Source organism: uncultured Dietzia sp. (assembly GCF_937873725.1).
Taxonomy (GTDB): Bacteria; Actinomycetota; Actinomycetes; order Mycobacteriales; family Mycobacteriaceae; genus Dietzia.
On the sequence record NZ_CALMYY010000091.1, the window covers coordinates 1 to 18,687 of the forward strand.

Genomic DNA, 18,687 nt, shown 5'->3' on the forward strand with positions numbered 1-18,687 from the left:
GGGGGGGGGGGGGGGGGGGGGCGGGGGGGGCCCCCCCCGGCCCCCCCCCCGCCCCCGCGGCGGGCGGGGGGGCCGCGGCCCCCCCCCCCGCCGATCTCCACCCGGTCACGGAAATCCCTTGCCGTCGTCGTCATCACCCCGGGCCTGTCCGCCCTGCGCCGGGAGCCACAACACCAAACCATACCGTAGGGCACTGTGACCCGCACCATAGAAAGATGGAGGTGGCGATGGGCGCGTTCGGTGTCGGCGGTCGCGGGCCGATCATGACGCGCCGGCGGCTACTCGGCAGCGCCGCCGGGGTCGCGGGCATCGGACTCGCCGGCGCGGCGGTGACCCGGGCGCAGGACGGACCCGGGTCGAGCGGGCGCTCTCCCCTGCTGTTCCACTCCCCGGACCTCGAGCCCTACGTCGACGAACTCCCGCGCCCACCGGTCCTCACCGGCGAAACCATCGACCTCGCCGCCCGGACCGGCTCCCACCGGTTCCACCGCGACCTGCCCACCGCGATGACCCTCGGGTACGGCGCGTCCGGATACCTGGGGCCGACCATCGAGGCGCGCAGCGGCGTGCGGACCACCCTGACCTTCCGCAACGAGATCACCGCGCACCCGCACGCGGCGGACATCGACACGAGCCTCCACGGGCCGACCGAGGAGACGCGGACGCGCGTGCCCACCTCGCTGCACCTCCACGGCGGCGTCACCGAACCCGCCAGCGACGGGCACCCGGAGCTGATCTCCCTTCCCTGCCAGGGTAACGTCCACCACTTCGACAACCGCCAGGACGCCACCGGGCTCTGGTACCACGACCACGCCATGCCCATCACACGCCTCAACGTTCACGGCGGGCTGGCGGGCGGATACCTCCTGCGCGATCGGTGGGACACCGGACGGGCCGACAACCCTCTCGGCCTGCCCGCGGGCGAGTACGAACTCCCGCTGATCCTGCAGGAGAAGATCATGAACGCCGACGGGTCGGCCTCCATGAGGTCGACGCCGATCGTCCCGCAAGGTCACTGGGAGGGCGGCGCCGTGGGGGACGTCGGCGTGGTCAACGGCAAGATCTGGCCGACCGCCGAGGTCGCGCGAGGCCTCTACCGGCTCCGCATGGTCAACGCCGCGTCCTTCAGTAACTGGATGCTCCACCTGTCCAAGCCACTGCCCATGTGGGTCATCGGCATGGAGGGCGGCCTCCTGCCCGGGCCGGCGAAGGTCGACAGGTTCCGCCTCGCCCCCGGTGAGCGGGCGGACGTCCTGGTCGACTTCTCCGCGCTCGCGCCGGGCGAGACCGTGGAACTCCTCAACACCGAACCGGCCGCACCCCAGGCGGCGCAGATCGGCGCCGTCCACCTGCCCACCCTCATGCGATTCCGCGCCACCTCCGCCCGCGGCCACACCGGCGCGGTCCCCGACACCCTGCGCGGCGGCAGCGGACAGCCCGCCGCGCTCGCCCCGCTCGCGCGGCCGTCGGCGGTCCGCACCGTCTCGCTCAGCCAGCCCGGCGACCTGCGGATCCCGCCGTCGATGATGAGCCTGAACAACCTGAGGTGGACCACGAGCCAGATCGAGATGCCGCGCCAGGGCTCGTTCGAGATGTGGAACATCGTCAACGCCACCCCGGACCCGCACGCGATCCACATCCACCTCGTGCACTTCCGGGTGCTGTCGCGCCAGGCCATCGACACCCTCGCGATGTGCCTGCACCAGCCCCAACCCCCGACCGGGATCAAGTGGACCCCCGATCCGGACCCCTTCGTGGTGGGCCCCGTGCGCTCGCCCGAGCCGTGGGAGTCGGGCATGAAGGACACGGTCATCTGCGACCCGAACTCGGTCACCCGGGTGCTCGTCCACTTCCCGACCGCCGACGAGCTCGGATTCGACCCGGACGCGACGTTCCCCTCCGCGGTCTCCCTCGCCGGGGATCTCGGCGGGACGGGCCACGCGGCGACGGGTCACGACGCCGGTGACGGCGGCGGACACGGGGTCGACGACGACGCCGCCGCGCACGGCACCGCCCCGGTCATCGACCGGATGGGTGGTGACCACGTGGGGTCGATCGCACCGCCCGGCGCGCACCACCGGAGCGACACGCTCCGGGGCTACGTGTGGCACTGCCACATCCTCGACCACGAGGACCACGACATGATGCTCCCCTACAGGACGGTGACCTGACATGCCCTCCGCACCCGAGACGACGGACGCCTACCAGCGGATCCCCTGCGAACCGGCACCGGGCTCGAGCCGCACGCGCGGCGTGGTGAGGTGCCACCCCGCCTCCGACTTCCCCGGACGAGGACTGTCATGACCACCCGCAAGCACCACTCGGCGACCATCGACGTGGACGGCGCGTTGACCCGCGACATCGACCGCCCCGCCCTGCCCGACGGGGTGCGCTGCCCGACCCGCTTCGCGTACTGGGAGGGCCGCCAGAACCCGAGGTTTCAGAGGCTCCGCGCGGCCGTCCTGAAGCTGACCGGCTTCGACCTGCTGCTCCCGGACGAGGACGCCGCCGCGGTGTGCGAGGACCTGTTCTCCGGCGACCCCGTCGCCGAGCGGTTCGTCGACGAGGTCTATCACGGCGAGACGGGCCCCGTTCAGACGCGGCGGATGCTGGAGCGGGCGCTGTCCGAGGGCATCGGCTCGCTCGAGGACGTCCCCGACTCCATGCGCGAGCTGTTCGCGGAGTTCGAGACGATCCCCGACTGGGTCGACCCGGAGCTCCTCGAGGAGGGCGCGGCGATCTGGCGGCGGTGGGGCACCATGCTCTTCAGCTTCGCCGGTGCCGAGACGCTCGAGATCTACACCGAGTCCGCCGTGGCGACCCCGCTGTCCCTGGCCGGCGGCTACGCGGGCGACAACGCGCTGCGCCGCTTCCTCGAGACGTGCCGTTTCTGGATGGACGTCTCCGAGCCCGGCGCCCTGCTGCGCCCCGGCTCGGCGGGCCGCGCCACCGCCATGAAGGTCCGCGTCATGCACGTCTCGGTCCGCTCGCGGGTGGCCTCCCACGACGAGTGGTACATCGAGAAGTGGGGCCTGCCCATCAGCCAGACCTACATGGCCCTGACCCTCATCGCCGGGTCGGTGACCCCGGGCCTGGCCCTGTGGGCGCTCGGCTACCAGACCAGCGCGCGGGAGATCCGCGCCCTCATCCACTTCCAGAAGTACATGGGCCACCTGCTCGGTGTGCGGATGAAGTGGTACCCGGAGACCATCGGCGACAGCATCCGGATGCTGCTCATGACGATCCTGTCCCGGTCCTTCGACTCCGGCGAGCACGGCCGTGAGCTCATCGAGTCCTACCCGCAGGCGTTCGCCGCCCGGGAGGGCCACACAGGGCTCCAGCGCCTGCGCGAGCACTACAACTTCCGGATCAACTCGGTGTATTCGGCGATGTTCATGGCACCGGGCACGCGGAAGAACTACCGGATGCCGGCGGCCCTGCCCTGGGCGCTCGTCCCCGTGCTCCGGTTCCCGCTCATCTCCGCCGTCGAGGTGGCCCGCCGCGTCCCGCCGATCGGCCGCATGCACGAGCGCGTCATGTGCCGGCACCGCGAGAACTGGTACCGGGCCCAGATGGCCGGCCGCGAGGCCGCCTTCGACGCCTCGGGCGCCCTGCGCCGCTGACCGCCACCCACGACTTCAGAAGGAGGATCCGATGACCCTGCTGCACGGACCGAAGCTCAACATCGTCGAGGCCTGGAACGGCCCCGGGCGCCGCGACGGCGAGATCACCGAGGTCCTCCCCGCGGACAACGCCGCCCACCTCGACTCCGACAGGCAGGCGTTCGAACACTGGTACTTCGACGCGCACCTCGACGACGGGCGCATCGTGGTGGTGATGCTCCAGAGCCGCGAGCTCGTGCGACGCAGGCCCGGGGTGGAGATCCACCTCTACACCCCGGACGGGCGGCGCCGCGAGTCCAACCGCCACCACACCGACGCCGAGCTGACCGTGTCGACCGAGAAGGTCGACGTCCGGATCGCCCATCACGGCGCGGTGCTCGTCGACGAGGTGGGCGGTCTGCCCGTCTACCACCTCACGGCGGAGCAGGACGGCATCGGCGTCGACCTGGTGTTCCACGCCGAGGTCCCGCCGTGGATGCCCGGCCGCGGCAAGACCAGATACACCGAACGCGAGTACTTTGCCTGGTGCGTCGGCGCCCCGCGCGCCCGCGTCGAGGGCACCGTCACCGTCGACGGGAACACCGACCGGGTGTCCGGCCGTGGCTACCACGACCACAACTGGGGCGTCGGCGACATGAAGCGCATCATCGCCAAGTGGTACTGGGGCCGCCTCTACACCCCGGAGATCTCGCTGGTCTACGCCATGGTCGAGACCACCGAGAAGTACGGCTCCCACTGGTCGCAACCCATCATGGTGGCCCGGGGTCGCGAGGTGATCCTGTCCGAGGGCGAGGTCGAGATCACCGAGGGCCCGACCGTGTTCCACCCGATCGCCGACCGCTCCTACCCGTCCTCCCTGCGGCTGCAGGTACCCGGCAGGATCGACCTCACGCTCACCGTCCGGGACATCGTCCACGCGCACGATCTTCTCTCCGACCTCCCGGTGGTGGGCCGGCCGCCGCTGAACAGGCTGGTCAAGATGGCGGTCGGGCATCCGGGCTATTTCCGGTTCCGCTCGGACTTCGCCCTGACCCTGACGATCGACGGTCGCGAGGAGACCCACACGGGCCAGACCCTCCACGAGATGGTCGCCCTGTCCTGACGGTCGCGGAGGACCCGACCCCCGAGACCCCGCAGCTCAGGGCGGGTACGGTGGGGGGCCACGGTCAGGGTGACGATGTCCGGGGACCACGGTATCGGGTCAGACGCGCGCCGGAGCGGCGCGGGATGAGGGGGCGGCACGTGGCGCCGACGACGGACGACGCGGAGCGGACGGGTCCGCTGGCCGGCATGCTCGTGCTGGAACTGGGCACCCTCATCGCCGGCCCGTTCGCCGGCCGCCTGCTCGGCGACATGGGCGCCCGGGTGGTCAAGATCGAGGATCCCGGACGCCCCGATCCCCTGCGCACGTGGGGGCAGGGCGAGCGGGACGGCCGCCGGCACTTCTGGACCGTCCACGCCCGCAACAAGGAATCCGTCACGCTCGACCTGCGCTCGGAGGACGGCGCGGCGCTCTTCCGCGACCTGGTCGCGCGGGCCGACGTGGTGGTGGAGAACTTCCGCCCGGGCACGCTGGAGAAGTGGGGCCTCGGGCCGGACCGCCTGCACGAGATCAACCCGGGCCTGGTGATCGGCCGCGTCTCGGGCTACGGCCAGACCGGGCCGCAGGCCACGCGGGCCGGGTACGCCTCGGTCGCCGAGGGCGTGTCCGGGCTGCGCCACCTCAACGGCTTCCCGGATCAGCCGCCGCCGCGCATGGCGCTGTCGATCGGCGACACCCTGGGCGGCATGTTCGCCGTCCAGGGCATCCTCGCCGCGCTGCTGTCCCGCGCCACCACCGGCCGCGGCCAGGTGGTGGACGTGGCGCTCACCGAGGCGTGCCTCGCGGTGCAGGAGTCGGTGATCCCCGACTACGACGCCGCCGGCGTGGTCCGCGGCCCGTCCGGGACCCGGCTCGAGGGGATCGCGCCGTCCAACCTCTACCGCGCCGCCGACGGGCCGTGGGTGATCATCGCCGCCAACCAGGACACCGTGTTCCGCCGGCTGTGCGCGGCGATGGGCCGCCCCGAGCTGGCCGAGGACCCGCGCTTCGTCGACCACTCCGCGCGCGGCGCGAACCAGGACCAGATCGACGCGATCATCTCCGACTGGGCGGCCGAGCGCACCGCCGAGGAGATCCGCGCGACCCTGGAGGCGGCCGGGGTGGTGGTGGGCCCGGTCAACACCGTGGCCGACGTGGTGCGGGACGAGCAGTTCCTCTCCCGCGGCATGATCGTCCCGCACACCGTCCCCGGCGTCGACGACACCGTGCTCGGCCCCGGCGTCGTTCCGGTGCTCGACCGGACCCCGGGCGCCGTGCGCCGCGGCGGGGCGCCCGAACCCGGGTTCGACAACGCCGCCGTGTACTCCGACCTGTTGGGCCTGGACGCCGCGCGCCTCGCCGAGCTCGCCGACCGCGGCGTGATCTGACCGCCCGGGCGACCGGTCTCGCGGGGGTACGAGCCGGCGCCGTCGGCGCGGCAGGAGGTGCTCCGCCGGACCACGGCGAGGTCGGCGCCCGCGCGGAGGTGATCGACCCCGCGGTCAGGCCTGCGGCAGGGTCCAGTCGAACTCGCGGCCGTTGCCGTGCGCGCCCGCCGTGGCCCGCGACCGCGACCGCTCACCCAGCTCGCCGAGCATCCGATCGCCGGCCGCGACCAGCGCGTGGAACCGCTGGGGTCCCAGCCAGTCCGGGCGCAGCGCGAACAGCACGTCCTCGGTGGCGGTGTTCCCCGAGGCACCGGGCGCGAACGGGCAACCCCCGAGCCCGCCGAGCGCCGAGTCCACCATGCCCGCGCCCGCGGCGACCGCCGCCAGCGCGTTGGCCACGCCCATCCCCCAGGTGTCGTGACCGTGGAAGACGATCCGGCGCCCGCCCGCCGGCCCGACGGCCGCCGCGACCAGGTCACCGACCTGCCGCGGGTGGGCCTGGCCGAGGGTGTCTGCCAACACCACGTCGACCGTGCCCTCCCCGCGCGGATCCTCGATCAACCGCAGCACCCGCGCGGGGTCCACCGGGCCGGTCAGGGGGCAGGTGAAGGCGGTGGCCAGGCAGAGCTGAACGGTCCCGCCGACCGCCGCCGCGGCCTCCACCGCCTCGGGGAGCGCGGCCATGCTCGTCTCGGTCCGGCGCCCGATGTTGGCGTCGTTGTGCTCGTCGGTCACGGACAGGCAGTACTGGAAGCGCCGGACCCCGGCGTCGGCGGCGCGACGGACGTGTCCCGGGGTGGCCACCCACACCCAGCACCGGTCCCGCTCGGACTCGTCGAGCGCGGCGATCACGTCGAGGGTGTCGGCGAGCGCGGGGACGAGGTCCGGCCGGGCCATGGACCCCACCTCGAGTTCCGGCACGCCCAGCCCGAGGAGCGTCCGGATCAGGTCGACCTTGGAGGCCGTGCGCAGGCGGCCCTCGGTGAGCTGGAGCCCGTCCCGCAGCGCGACGTCCCGCACCGCGACCGGGCTCGCGGCGCGGCCGGAGTCCGGCGAGCCTGTGGGGTCGGACGAGCCGGCGGGCTGGGCACTCATGGGGTCATCCTCCCGCATCCCGGCCCGACCGGGAAATGCGGACGGGCCCCGCGCCGGAGAACCGGTCGCGGGGCCCGCCGTGGCGGATCAGGTCACTCGGAGTCGGAGCCCGACTCGAGGAGCTTGGAGATCGCCGAGGTGTCGACCGGGATGCCGGGGCCGGTCGTGGTGGAGATGGTGATCTTCTGCAGGTAGCGGCCCTTGGAGGAGGACGGCTTGAGGCGCATGACCTCGTCGATCGCCGCCTGGTAGTTCTCCGTGAGCTGCTCCGTGGTGAAGGAGGACTTGCCCACGATGAAGTGCAGGTTGTTGGCCTTGTCGGTACGGAAGGTGACCTTGCCGCCCTTGATGTCGTTGACGGCCTTGGTCACGTCCATCGTGACGGTGCCCGTCTTGGGGTTGGGCATGAGGCCACGCGGGCCGAGCACTCGGGCCACGCGGCCGACCTTGGCCATCTGGTCCGGGGTGGCGATCGCGGCGTCGAACTCGAGCCAGCCGCCCTGGATCTTCTCGATGAGATCCTCGGAGCCCACGACGTCAGCCCCGGCGGCCTCCGCCTCGGTGGCCTTCTCACCCGCGGCGAAGACGATGACGCGGGCGGTCTTGCCGGTGCCGTTCGGCAGGTTCACGGTGCCGCGGACCATCTGGTCCGCCTTGCGGGAGTCGACGCCAAGTCGCATGGCGACCTCGACGGTGGCATCCATCTTCGTCGAGGACGTCTCCTTGGCCAGGGCCAGGGCGTTCAGAGGCGAGTACAGCTTGGTGCGGTCGACCTTGTCAGCTGCGGCCTTGTAGGCCTTGCTGTTCTTGCTCATGTGAAATCCATTCCTGCCGCGTCACGAGCGCGGCGGTCGGGTGTGGTGCGGGCCTGAGCTGCCCTCCCACAGTCGTGACTGGGTGGTGGAGGTCAGGCCTCGACCGTGATGCCCATGGAACGGGCGGTGCCGGCGACGATCTTCGCCGCGGCGTCGATGTCGTTGGCGTTGAGGTCTTCCAGCTTGGTCTGCGCGATCTCACGGACCTGGTCCATGGAGACCTTGCCGACCTTGGCGGAGTGCGGCGTACCGGAGCCCTTCTGCAGGCCGGCGGCCTTGAGCAGGAGCTTGGCGGCCGGCGGCGTCTTGAGCTTGAAGTCGAAAGAACGGTCCTCGTAGACCGTGATCTCGACCGGCACGACGTTTCCGCGCTGGTTCTCGGTGGCGGCGTTGTAGGCCTTGCAGAACTCCATGATGTTGACACCATGGGCACCCAGAGCCGGACCGACCGGCGGGGCCGGGTTGGCGGCGCCGGCATTGATCTGGAGCTTGATGAGCCCTGAGACCTTCTTCTTCTTCGGAGGCATCGTCTTCCTGATTCTTCGACTGGATCTCGGCACCGCGCTGTACACGTGGGAGGCCGACTGTCGTGTGCGCCGTCCCCCGCTCGCCCACCCGTCAGGCGGGCAGCGGAGAGCGCAGGCGCAACCTTGGAGATTCTACGCGCGGGATCGGACGGAACCCTAATCGCGCCGCAAACGACGGGACCCGCCCCGCGCGGGAGCGCGGGGCGGGTCGTCGGTGCCGGGCACGTGGCCTCAGTCGATCTTCTCGACCTGTGAGAAGCCGAGCTCCACGGGGGTCTCGCGACCGAAGATGGAGACGAGCACCTTGAGCTTCTGCGCGGCCGGGTCGACCTCGGAGATGCTGGCGGGCAGCGTGGCGAACGGGCCGTCCATGACGGTCACCGACTCGCCCACCGTGAAGTCCACCTCGATGGTCGGCGGGACGAGCCCGCCCTCGCCCTCGGCACCGGCCGCGGCGGACTTCTTCTCCGGCTTGGGCGCGAGGAACTTCGCCACGTCGCTCAGCGAGAGCGGGGTGGGGGTACCGGTGGCGCCGCCGGTCGCGCTCACGAACCCCGTGACACCGGGCGTGTTGCGGACGACGCCCCACGACTCGTCGTCGAGGTCCATGCGGACCAGCACGTATCCCGGCAGGACCTTGCGGTTGGCGACCTTCTTCTGGCCGTTCTTGACCTCGGTGAACTCCTCGACCGGGACCTCGACCTGATAGATCTTGTCCTCCGCGCCGAGCGTGACCGCGCGGGTCTCGAGGTTCGCCTTCACCTTGTTCTCGTACCCCGCGTACGAGTGGATGACAAACCAGTCGCCCGGCAGCTTCCGGAGCTGGCGCTTGAAGGCGATGATCGGGTCGATGACCGGGGCGTCCTCCTCGGGGGCGGCCTCCTCGGCGGCGACCTCCTCGACCGGGGACTCCTCCCCGACGGCGGCGACCGTCTGGTCGACCGCGTCATCGGTCGGCGGGACCGGGGCATCGGTGGGGTCCACCGTGGTGTCGGCGAGCACCGCGTCGGCCTCGATCTCCGCCTGCTCGGCGGCGGCCGGGGTCACGTCGGCGTCCTCGGACTCGGGGCTCTGGTCGATGTCGCTCACGAAAATTGCGGTCCTCTCGAAGTTCGGCGGTCCGGATCTCGCCCCGGACCTCCAGCGGCGGCAGGTGTCAGCGGTCGAAGACGAGTTCGACGAGCTTGCCCGCACCGAAGTCGACGCCGGAGACCAGCGCCGTCATGAAGATGAGGAACAGGAACACCACGATGGTGTAGGTGACCATCTGGTTGCGGGTCGGCCAGATGACCTTGCGCAGCTCCTCCACGACCTGCCCGACGTACTGGATCGGGTTGGCGCGGCCGCTGCCCGTGTCCTCCGGCTTGTCCGCGTCGGTCCGGACGCGGGTGGCCACGGCGGCGTCACCGCGGCCGGCCTTGCCCGTCGGGACGGCCGCACCCGCGGGGGCCTCGGCGGCGTCGGAGTCGCGGGCGCCGCTGGTGTCGACGTCGTCGTCGCGATCCTGGCTCACGCGGCTACCTCCGGGTCGTGTCGTGGCGGGCGGGGAAAGTGCAGGGGCGACAGGACTTGAACCTGCAACCTGCGGTTTTGGAGACCGCTGCTCTGCCAATTGAGCTACGCCCCTTCGGCCGGTCTCCCGGCCACCCGTGCCGTCTCGCGTTGCGGACCGCACGAACGCCTCGACTCTACAGTGTCGGCGACTGCCTCGGGCAGCGCGGGCCGCGACCGCGGGCGGTCGGGCATCCCAGTGTACGACAGCGCCGCCGTCCGGCCGAAATCACGCGCCGGCCCCGTCCCGCGGTCACCGTCCGTCCGTCGCGACCGTGACGATCGCCTTGCCGAACACCTTGGCCCCCCCGCAGGTCACCGCCAGCGCGACGTCGGCGGTGGAGCCGTCCTCGGCGACCCTCCTCACGGCGCCGGCCACCTCCAGCCGCGCGGGCTCGTCGGCGGGCACCACCACGGGCGCGGCGAACCGGATCGACGTGGCCAGCACGCGGTCCGCCCCCCCGGCCCACTCCGCCACGACCCCGATCGCCAGCGCCGAGGTGAGCATCCCGTGGGCCACCACACCCGGCAGGCCGAGCGCCCGCGCCGCGTCCTCACTGAGGTGGATGGGGTTGTGGTCGCCGGAGGCGTCGGCGTAGCGGCGGAGGTCCTCGCGCGTGATCTCCAGGGTGCGCCCCGGGATCGGCTCGCCGGGCTCGGGCCGGCTCGTCGTCGCCCCGGCGCCGGTGTCCCCGCCGCCCGTCATGCCTCCACCTCCGCGGTGAGCAGCGCGCTGCACAGGGACTGGACGGCCGCCCCGTCGGCGTCGCGCAGCACCGTGTCGAAGCCGATCATGCGGCCGCCGCGCGCCGAGCGCACCCCGGTGACCGTGGCGGTGGCGGTGAGGACGTCGCCGACCCGGATGGGCCGGTGGTGCTCGGAGGTCTGGGCGGTGTGGAGGGTGCGGGACAGGTCGATCCGCAGCGCCGGGTGCGCCATCACCGCGCGCTGGACCGGCGCGGTCAGCGCGGCGGCCAGGGTCGCCGGGGCCTGGTCCGCGGGGGCGCCGACGGCCTCGGCGAAGCGCGCCACCACCTCGGTGGTGACGGTGACGGGATCCCCGACGACGACGAGGCCGTCGACTGCGTTGTCTGTGCTCACGCCCGCCGACGCTACCCGAGCCGATCCGCCCGGAACCGCTGTCGCCGCGGGACCGGGCACCTACGGTGGGGGCAGTCGAGCAGGGAGAGCGCCCGTGGACCACAACGACCGGACCGGTCAGACCGATCAGACACCCGTGGCGGGCCACGGTGGCTCCCACGCCACGGCCGTCGCCGCCGCCCACGGGGTGCGGACCATGTTCACCCTCTCGGGCGCGCACGTGTTCCCGATGTACGACGCCGCGGAGAAGGAGGACCACGGCATCGCCCTGCTGGACGTGCGGCACGAGCAGACCGCCGCGTTCGCGGCCGAGGCCACGGGCAAGCTCACCCGCTCCCCCGGCCTGGCCGTGCTCACCGCCGGGCCGGGCGTGACCAACGGGATCAGCGCGCTCACGCAGGCCTCGTTCTCCGGGGCGCCGATGGTGGTCCTGGGCGGCCGCGCGCCCGCGGCCCGCTGGGGCACGGGCAGCCTGCAGGAGTTCGACCACGTGCCGGTGGTCCGCCCGGTGACCGTGTCCGCCGAGACGGCCCGCGACACCGCGGACATCGCCGCCGCCACCCACCGCGCCTTCACCGCCGCCCGCACGGCCCACCGGGGACCGGCGTTCCTCGACGTGCACATGGACCATTTCTTCGACCGGTGCGAGTCCGTCCGCCCGGGGCCCGGCACGGCCGCGGACGGCTCCCCGGTGGACGGGCCCGACCGCTCCCCCGACACCGACGCGGTCGACCGGATCGCCGACCTGCTGGCCACGTCGCGGCGGCCCGTCCTGGTGCTGGGCTCGGACGTGTGGGCGGACGGGGCCGAGGACGCGGCGCTGCGCTGCGTGGAGACCCTGGGGCTGCCGGCCATCCCCAACGGCATGGGCCGGGGGATCGTCCCCGCCGGTCACCGCCTGCTCGTGTCCAAGGCACGCGGCGCGGCGTTCGGGGGCGCGGACCTCGTGGTGGTGGTGGGGACCCCGCTCGACTTCCGCCTGGGCTACGGCGTGTTCGGCGGCAGGGACGGCGCCACGCCGGCGACCGTGGTGCACGTCGCCGACTCCCCCGGCCAACTCAGCCTGCACGCGAACCCCGCCGTGGCCACCGCCGGCGACCTGGGGGCGGTGCTCGACGCGCTCACCGAGGCCGTGCAGCGACGGTCGGCACCGGACTGGGGAGACTGGGCGCGGTCCCTGCGGGAGAAGGCGGACGCCACGCACGCCGCCGACCTCGAGTTGTTGCGCGCGAGCGCCGACCCCATCCACCCGGCGCGGATCTACGGGGAATTGCTGCCGCGGCTGGCCCAGGACGCGGTGGTGATCGGCGACGGTGGCGACTTCGTCTCCTTCGCCGGCAAGTTCATCGAGCCCGCCCGGCCCGGCAACTGGCTCGACCCCGGCCCGTTCGGCTGCCTTGGCGCCGGACTGGGCGCGGCGATAGCGGCCCGCATCGCCCGGCCCTCGAGCCAGGTGGTGCTGCTCCTGGGCGACGGCGCGGCCGGGTTCTCGCTCATCGACGTGGACACCCTGGTGCGGCACCGGCTGCCCGTGGTGATGGTGATGGGCAACAACGCCGCGTGGGGGCTGGAGAAGGGGCCCATGCAGATGCTGTACGGCTACGACGTGATCGCCGACCTCGCCCCGCGCACCCGCTACGACGAGGTGGTGAGGGCGCTCGGCGGGGCCGGCGAGATGGTGACCGATCCCGAACAGATCGGCCCGGCGCTGGACCGGGCCTTCGCGAGCGGGGTGCCGTACCTGGTCAACGTCGTGACGGATGTAGAGGCGGGGTACCCGCGGGCGACGTTCGGGGTCTGAGCCCGCGGCAGCCCCCACGACGAAGGCCGCCCGCGACTGGCGGACGGCCTTCGGTCTTCTGTGTACCGGTGCGGGGACTCGATCCCCGGACCTCACGATTATGAGTCGTGCGCTCTAACCAGCTGAGCTACACCGGCATGCGCTGCCAGCCGGGCGGCCGAACCGCCCGCACAGTGCGAGCCCCCTGTCGGAATCGAACCGACGACCTTTTCCTTACCATGGAAACGCTCTACCGACTGAGCTAAGGGGGCGGGCAGCGCTGTCGCTTCTGGAATCCATCCGCTCGGCGCGTAAGCCTCTAGCAGATTACACACAGGCCCGGAGGCGGCACAAATCGCCCGGTTGGGTGCGCAGGTCGTCCCGCTGGCAGGATGTGCGCATGCGCATCTCCGTCGTTGTCCCGGTCCTCGACGACGCCCTCGAGCTGGCCGGCTGCTTGGCCGCGTTGCGGGCCCAGACGCGGTCGCCCGACGAGATCGTGGTGGTGGACAACGGCTGCAGCGACTCCAGCGCGGCCGTGGCCCTGGAGGCGGGCGCCCGGGTGGTGGTCGAGCCGGTGCGGGGCATCCCCTCGGCGGCCGCGGCCGGGTACGACGCGGCGACGGGAGAGGTGATCGCGCGGCTGGACGCGGATTCCCGTCCCGGTCCGGAGTGGCTCGAGCGGATCGACGCCGCGTTCACGCAGGACCCCGAGCTCGCGGCCATCTCGGGCCCGGGCGAGTTCATCGGGCTCAGCGGGTGGCGGGCCGCGGCCGCGCGCCTGCTCTACATGGACGCGTTCTTCGTCTCCGTGGGCGCGGCCATGGCCCACCCGGTGTTGTTCGGCTCCAACCTGGCGATGCGCCGCGAGGCCTGGGAGCGGGTCCGCGACGGGGTGAACAGGACCGATCCGGAGCTCCACGACGACATCGACCTGTCGTTCCAGTTCGGTGCCGCGGATCGCCTGCGGGTGGACCGGACGCTCACCGTCGGCATCTCGGCCCGGCCGTTCGAGGACCCCGCGGCGATGCGGCGGCGCTTCTCGCGGGCATTTCGGACGATCTTCCGCAACTGGCGCACCAGCCCACCCTCGCAGCGGTGGATGGAACGAGTCCGCCGCTGAGCCCGGCAGAGCGGCCCAGCACCCCATCGAGCTCGCGCATTCCATCGACAAGAGCGTTCCGCGCAGTTACTACCCGGCGGACGTGCTCGAAACACTCTTGTCGACGGGGTCCGGGCGCGTGTCGACGGGGTCCGGGCGCGTGTCGACGAGGTCCGGGCGCGTCAGGACCAGACGAGCACCGACCAGAGGATCAGCTGCGTCACGCAGAAGCCGGCCAGCATGTTGAGCACCAGGAAGCGCTTCCACCCCTCGTTGGTGCGCTCGGCGTCGGCGTCGGTGACCCGCGTGTAGGCGGCCACGGTGGCGAGGTACGGCAGGATCGCGAACGCGGCCCCCGAGGCCGGCCACGGCGCCGCCGCGAGCAGGACCACCACGGCCGCCGCGTAGCAGGCCAGCGCGAACCACACGGCGGCCCGCGCGCCGAGCACCGTGGCGACCGATTTGAGGCCCGCCTCGCGGTCGAAGCGCACGTCCTGCACGGCCCCGAACGCCTGGGACGCGGCGCCCCACAGCATGAACGCGATCAGGCACCCCCACACCCCGCCGGTCAGCTCCGCACCGGCGATGGTCCAGCCGACGATCGCCGGGGAGACGAAGTGGAAGGCGGACGTCACCGAGTCGAGGAACGGGATCTCCTTGAACCGCAGCCCCTTGGCGCTGTAGGCGATCACCGCGAACGCGCTCGCGGCCAGCCACAGCGACGACACCCCCGAGCCCACCACCACGAGGTACACCAGGAACGGCACGGTGGTCACCGCCGACGCCACCAGCGTGGCGCGGTGCCGCGACCGCTCGAGCACGGCGCCCTCGACGCCGCCCTTGCGCGGGTTACGCATGTCGGACTCGTAGTCGAAGACGTCGTTGATCCCGTACATCGCGAGGTTGTACGGCACCAGGAAGAACAGGGTCCCGATCACGCCGAGCAGGTCGAACCGGCCGGTGGCCAGGAAGTAGGCCAGGGCGAACGGGGCGGCGGTGTTGACCCACGACACCGGCCGGGAGGACCAGAACAGCGTGGTCAGCAGACCCGGCGACGCGGGCCGCTCCGGGGTGCGGACCGCGTCGTCGTCGCGGGGTCCCTGGGTGCCGACCCCCGCCAGCGCGGCGTCCCCGCGGCCCGACACGGTCGGGTTCACCGCCCCGGCACCACGCGGTGACCCCGCGGTGAGCACCGCCCACACCGACGGCACGAACACGGCCGCGGCCACGGCGTAGGCGAAGTCCTCGATCGGGGCCACGCCGAGCCGGATCCCGCTGGTGAGGGCGTCGTCGTAGGCCACCAGACCGGCGGAGATCATGAGGTTGTCGAAGACCGCGGTGAGGACGAGCATCACCACGAGCGAGCCGCCCACCCCGACCAGCCAGCGGCGCCGCTCGGCCCCGCGCAGGCGCCACGCGGCGATGAGCGCGGCCGCCACCACGGGGATGGACATGGTGAGGTTGAGGGTCGTGTACAGGCCGGTCACGGGCGCTCCCCCGCCGTCCCGGACAGCGGGTCCGCGCCGGCCCCGGAGCGCCGGCGGGCCAGGTGCTCGACGGCCGCGGCCGCGCCCGTCGCGCAGACCAGGGCGAGGTAGGACAGGAACGTCAGGAACACGACCTCCTCGACGGGGATCTCCGGCGCCACGGTCAGCCCGGACATGAAGTCGGTGACGCCGCGGAAGAACACCCCGCTGCGCACGCCCAGCACGTCCCAGGTGAGGAACAGGGCGACGGCGGCCGTGACGGAGAGCGCCGTGGCCGCCGGGGCGCGGAACGCCGCCAGCCTCCAGCGGTGGTCGATCACCACGACGCCCGCGAACGAGACGACCTGGACCGCCAGGTAGGCCAGCCCGATCACCGGTCGGACACTGCTCTGTCGAACACCGTGCCGCCGCCCGGCTCGGCCACGGGCGCGGTGCTCGTGTCGCCGCGGACGTGCTTGAGCACCAGCTCGGCGCTGATGAGACACATGGGCAGCCCGATCCCGGGGATCGTCGAGGCGCCGGCGTAGTAGAGCCCGTCGACGTGCGCGGAGACGTTGCGGGTCCGGAAGAACGCGCTCTGCGCGAGCGTGTGGGCCGGGCCCAGCGCCGTGCCGCGCCAGGCGCCGAGGTCCGCCTCGAGGTCCGCGGGGGCGATCGTGCGGCGGACCACGATCCGCTCGGCCAGGTCGGGAATCCCCGTCCAGTCGGCGATCTGGGCGATCGCCCGGTCGGCGGCGGCCTCGATCCGCGGGTCGCCGTCGCCGTCCACGCCGCCGTGGCCGAGTCCCGGATCAGCGGGGATCGGCACCAGCACGAAGAGGTTCTGGTGCCCCTCCGGCGCGACGCCGGTGGCCGGGTCGGTGTCGGTCGCGCTGGGCCGACAGACGTAGAGCGAGGCGGGGTCGGGGATGTGGGTCCGCTCCCCGAAGATGGCGTCGAACCCCTCCTCCCACTTCTCGGTGAACAGCAGGGTGTGGTGCGCGAGCTGCGGCAGCTCGCCGCGGACGCCGAGCAGCATGAGCAGCGCGCCGGGCCCGGGGGTCCGCGAGTCCCAGTAGGACTGCGGGTAGGTGCGGAGCTCCTCCGGAAGCCACCGGGTCTCGAGGTGGTGGAGGTCCGCGGCGCCGACGACGAGGCCGGCTGGGAGCGTCCGCTCGAGCCCGTCCCGGTCGCGCACGCGCACCCCCGTCACCTGCGCCCGTGCCCGCCGGAACCCGCGGCCGCCCGGGCGGCCGGCGCCGCTACCCGGCGCGGTGACCAGCTCGACCGCCTCGGTGCCGGTGTGGATGCGCACGCCCTGCGCCTCCGCCACGCGCCGCACGGCCGCGATCACCTCGGTGAACCCGCCGCGCGGGTAGAGCACGCCGTCGGTGAGGTCGAGGTGGCTCATGAGGTGGTAGATCGAGGGCGCCAGGTACGGCGAGGACCCCAGGAACACCGCGGGGTAGCCCAGGATCTGCTGGATGCGGCGGTCGGTGAACCGGCGCGCCACGTACGACTGCAGCGGCTGCGCCAACCGCGCGACGAGCGTCCCCGCGCGCCGCAGCACGTCAGGCCGCACCAGGGCCGGGTACGAGGTGAAGTTGGTGTAGAGGAACCGGCGCAGCGCCAGCTCGTAGGTGGTGCGGGCCGAGTCGAGGTACCTGCCCAGCACCCGCCCGGCGCCCGGCTCGAGCGACTCGAACAGCGCGGTGGAGGCGGCGCGGTCCGAGCGCACGTCCACGGACTCCTGGCGCCCCTCGAAGTACACCCGGTACCCCGGGTCCAGGCGCGCCAGGTCGAGCTGCTCGTCGGCGGAGGTGCCGCAGAGGCGGAAGAAGTGGTCGAACACCTCGGGCATGAGGTACCAGGACGGGCCGGTGTCGAAGCGGAAGCCGCCGCTCGACCAGCTTCCCGCGCGGCCCCCGACGGCGTCGGTGGCCTCCACCAGCGTGACGTCCCGGCCCTCCCGGGCGAGCAGCGCGGCGCTCGCCAGGCCGGCGATGCCGCCCCCCACCACCACGACGGGACCCCCGGGGGCCTGCCGGGCGCTCATCGGGCGACCGCCCGACCGGAGCGGGCACGCCCATGCCCGGAGCTACCGCGACCCGCGGCGGCCCGGCCGATCACGGCGAGCTTGACCGGGTTCGGGACCCGCACACGGCCCGCGCTCACCCCGGCGGCGCCGGCGGCGCCGGCGGCGCGGAGGCGGTCGTTGAGTTCGGCGAACAGGTCGTGGGCGGCGAGCACCGCCAGCCGGTCGCGCCCGGGGATCCTGTCGATGGCCGCGCGGGCGACCCGCAGGTCGGCGTCCACGTCGTCGGCCAACTCCCGCACGTCCCTGTCCGTCAGCGCCCGCGGGTCGCGTCCCGGCAGGTAGTTACGACCGAGGTCGAAGGAGTCCTCCCGGACGTCCCGGAGGAAGTTCACCTTCTGGAACGCCGCACCGAGTGCGCGCGCCCCGGCGGCCGTCTCGTCGTCGTCGCCCAGCCCCCCGCCCGCGAAGGTCCGCAGGCACATCTCCCCGATCACCTCGGCCGAGCCGTGGATGTAGCGGCGTAGCGACTCCTCGGTGTGCTCGGTGACGTCGAGATCGGCCTCCATCGAGTCGTAGAAGGGGTCGATCAGCCGGGCGTCGATCCCGAAGCGGCGGGCGGTGTCGGCAAAGGCGTGGGTGACCGGGTCCGGGTCCAGGCCCCGCTCGATCGCGCGGTGGGTGCGGCGGCGCGCCTCCGCGATGAGCTCGCGGGCGCCGGCCGGGTCGTCGATCATGGCGCCGTCCACCACCTCGTCCCCCACGCGGGCCCACGCGTAGATCGCGGCGACGTGCGGCCGGGTGTCGGGGGCGAGCAGGCGGCAGGCCAGGGCGAAGGAGGTCGAGTACCGGCGCAGGATCACCTCGCTGCACTTCCGGGCGGCCTCCGTGAACTCGGCGTGCGGGCTCTGCGGGGTCATCGGGTCCTCTCGAGGGCGGTGGCCAGGTGGGCGTCGAGCGCGGCGCGCAGGTCGTGCGGGACGGCCGGGGAGTCCAGGGCGGCGCGGGCGGCGGTGACCAGGTCCTCGGCGATGCCCAGAGCATATTCGCGGGCCCCGCTCGCGCGCAGCAGCTCCCGGGCCGTGGCGGGGTCCGGACGGGTGCCGCCGGTGTCGACCCCGCC

17 protein-coding genes, 3 tRNA genes and 1 pseudogene are annotated in these 18,687 nt (G+C 72.9%); 6 read left to right on the forward strand and 15 right to left on the reverse strand.

What is annotated here, in order from left to right; genetic code table 11:
- Positions 1-215: 215 nt before the first annotated feature.
- From Q0444_RS09575 to Q0444_RS09590, 4 genes are all read left to right on the forward strand, one after another.
- Complete coding sequence (locus Q0444_RS09575; RefSeq protein WP_299023078.1) at positions 216-2,171, forward strand: multicopper oxidase family protein; 1,956 nt, start codon at positions 216-218, stop codon at positions 2,169-2,171.
- A gap of 129 nt (positions 2,172-2,300) precedes the next feature.
- On the forward strand, positions 2,301-3,623 hold the full coding sequence (locus tag Q0444_RS09580) for an oxygenase MpaB family protein (protein WP_291079558.1): 1,323 nt from the start codon (positions 2,301-2,303) through the stop codon (positions 3,621-3,623).
- A gap of 31 nt (positions 3,624-3,654) precedes the next feature.
- Positions 3,655-4,725, forward strand: coding sequence for a lipocalin-like domain-containing protein (locus Q0444_RS09585; protein ID WP_291079557.1), 1,071 nt, complete (start codon positions 3,655-3,657; stop codon positions 4,723-4,725).
- Positions 4,726-4,913: 188 nt separating this feature from the next.
- Positions 4,914-6,092: a CaiB/BaiF CoA-transferase family protein gene (locus Q0444_RS09590; protein WP_291079587.1), complete on the forward strand. Its 1,179-nt coding sequence runs from the start codon at positions 4,914-4,916 to the stop codon at positions 6,090-6,092.
- Positions 6,093-6,206: 114 nt separating this feature from the next.
- Here the strand turns inward: Q0444_RS09590 and Q0444_RS09595 are convergent, their stop codons facing one another.
- From Q0444_RS09595 to hadA, 8 genes are all read right to left on the reverse strand, one after another.
- On the reverse strand, positions 6,207-7,187 hold the full coding sequence (locus Q0444_RS09595; RefSeq protein ID WP_291079556.1) for a hydroxymethylglutaryl-CoA lyase: 981 nt from the start codon (positions 7,185-7,187) through the stop codon (positions 6,207-6,209).
- 92 nt (positions 7,188-7,279) lie between these two features.
- Complete coding sequence (rplA, locus tag Q0444_RS09600) at positions 7,280-8,002, reverse strand: 50S ribosomal protein L1 (protein ID WP_291079555.1); 723 nt, start codon at positions 8,000-8,002, stop codon at positions 7,280-7,282.
- A gap of 92 nt (positions 8,003-8,094) precedes the next feature.
- Positions 8,095-8,529, reverse strand: coding sequence for a 50S ribosomal protein L11 (gene rplK / locus Q0444_RS09605; protein WP_291079554.1), 435 nt, complete (start codon positions 8,527-8,529; stop codon positions 8,095-8,097).
- Positions 8,530-8,760: 231 nt separating this feature from the next.
- Positions 8,761-9,618 (reverse strand): transcription termination/antitermination protein NusG, encoded by an 858-nt coding sequence (nusG, locus tag Q0444_RS09610; protein WP_291079553.1) that lies wholly within the window; start codon positions 9,616-9,618, stop codon positions 8,761-8,763.
- Positions 9,619-9,685: 67 nt separating this feature from the next.
- On the reverse strand, positions 9,686-10,042 hold the full coding sequence (gene secE, locus Q0444_RS09615; protein ID WP_291079552.1) for a preprotein translocase subunit SecE: 357 nt from the start codon (positions 10,040-10,042) through the stop codon (positions 9,686-9,688).
- A gap of 41 nt (positions 10,043-10,083) precedes the next feature.
- Positions 10,084-10,156 (reverse strand) — tRNA-Trp (locus Q0444_RS09620).
- A 177-nt stretch (positions 10,157-10,333) separates the two neighbouring features.
- Complete coding sequence (locus Q0444_RS09625; RefSeq protein WP_291079551.1) at positions 10,334-10,786, reverse strand: MaoC/PaaZ C-terminal domain-containing protein; 453 nt, start codon at positions 10,784-10,786, stop codon at positions 10,334-10,336.
- Complete coding sequence (gene hadA, locus Q0444_RS09630) at positions 10,783-11,181, reverse strand: (3R)-hydroxyacyl-ACP dehydratase subunit HadA (RefSeq protein ID WP_291079550.1); 399 nt, start codon at positions 11,179-11,181, stop codon at positions 10,783-10,785. Before hadA ends, Q0444_RS09625 begins: the two co-directional genes overlap by 4 nt.
- A gap of 94 nt (positions 11,182-11,275) precedes the next feature.
- Here hadA and Q0444_RS09635 point away from each other — a divergent pair, with 94 nt between their 5' ends.
- A complete protein-coding gene (locus Q0444_RS09635; protein ID WP_291079549.1) occupies positions 11,276-12,982 on the forward strand; it encodes an acetolactate synthase in 1,707 nt (568 codons plus the stop codon).
- A 63-nt stretch (positions 12,983-13,045) separates the two neighbouring features.
- Here the strand turns inward: Q0444_RS09635 and Q0444_RS09640 are convergent.
- Together Q0444_RS09640 and Q0444_RS09645 are read right to left on the reverse strand one after the other, a co-directional pair.
- Positions 13,046-13,119: transfer RNA gene (locus Q0444_RS09640), tRNA-Met, on the reverse strand.
- A gap of 41 nt (positions 13,120-13,160) precedes the next feature.
- Positions 13,161-13,233, reverse strand: a tRNA-Thr gene (locus tag Q0444_RS09645).
- A gap of 128 nt (positions 13,234-13,361) precedes the next feature.
- Between Q0444_RS09645 and Q0444_RS09650 the strand changes: the two genes are divergently transcribed.
- Positions 13,362-14,084, forward strand: a complete 723-nt coding sequence (locus tag Q0444_RS09650; protein WP_291079548.1) for a glycosyltransferase family 2 protein — start codon at positions 13,362-13,364, stop codon at positions 14,082-14,084.
- Positions 14,085-14,245: 161 nt separating this feature from the next.
- Here Q0444_RS09650 and Q0444_RS09655 read toward each other — a convergent pair whose 3' ends face one another.
- The 5 genes and pseudogenes from Q0444_RS09655 to Q0444_RS09680 all read right to left on the reverse strand — a co-directional run.
- A complete protein-coding gene (locus tag Q0444_RS09655) occupies positions 14,246-15,550 on the reverse strand; it encodes a prenyltransferase (protein ID WP_349679602.1) in 1,305 nt (434 codons plus the stop codon).
- A complete protein-coding gene (locus Q0444_RS09665) occupies positions 15,547-15,924 on the reverse strand; it encodes a lycopene cyclase domain-containing protein (RefSeq protein WP_291079547.1) in 378 nt (125 codons plus the stop codon). The genes Q0444_RS09655 and Q0444_RS09665 overlap by 4 nt, the downstream gene beginning before the upstream one ends.
- Positions 15,921-17,585 (reverse strand): phytoene desaturase family protein, encoded by a 1,665-nt coding sequence (crtI, locus tag Q0444_RS09670; protein WP_291079546.1) that lies wholly within the window; start codon positions 17,583-17,585, stop codon positions 15,921-15,923. The genes Q0444_RS09665 and crtI overlap by 4 nt, the downstream gene beginning before the upstream one ends.
- Positions 17,582-18,484 carry a squalene/phytoene synthase family protein gene (locus Q0444_RS09675; protein WP_291079545.1) on the reverse strand — a complete coding sequence of 301 codons (903 nt, stop codon included), beginning with the start codon at positions 18,482-18,484 and terminating at the stop codon, positions 17,582-17,584. The genes crtI and Q0444_RS09675 overlap by 4 nt, the downstream gene beginning before the upstream one ends.
- Positions 18,481-18,687: pseudogene (locus Q0444_RS09680) on the reverse strand (geranylgeranyl pyrophosphate synthase); the annotation flags it as partial. The pseudogene Q0444_RS09680 and the gene Q0444_RS09675, both read right to left, overlap by 4 nt.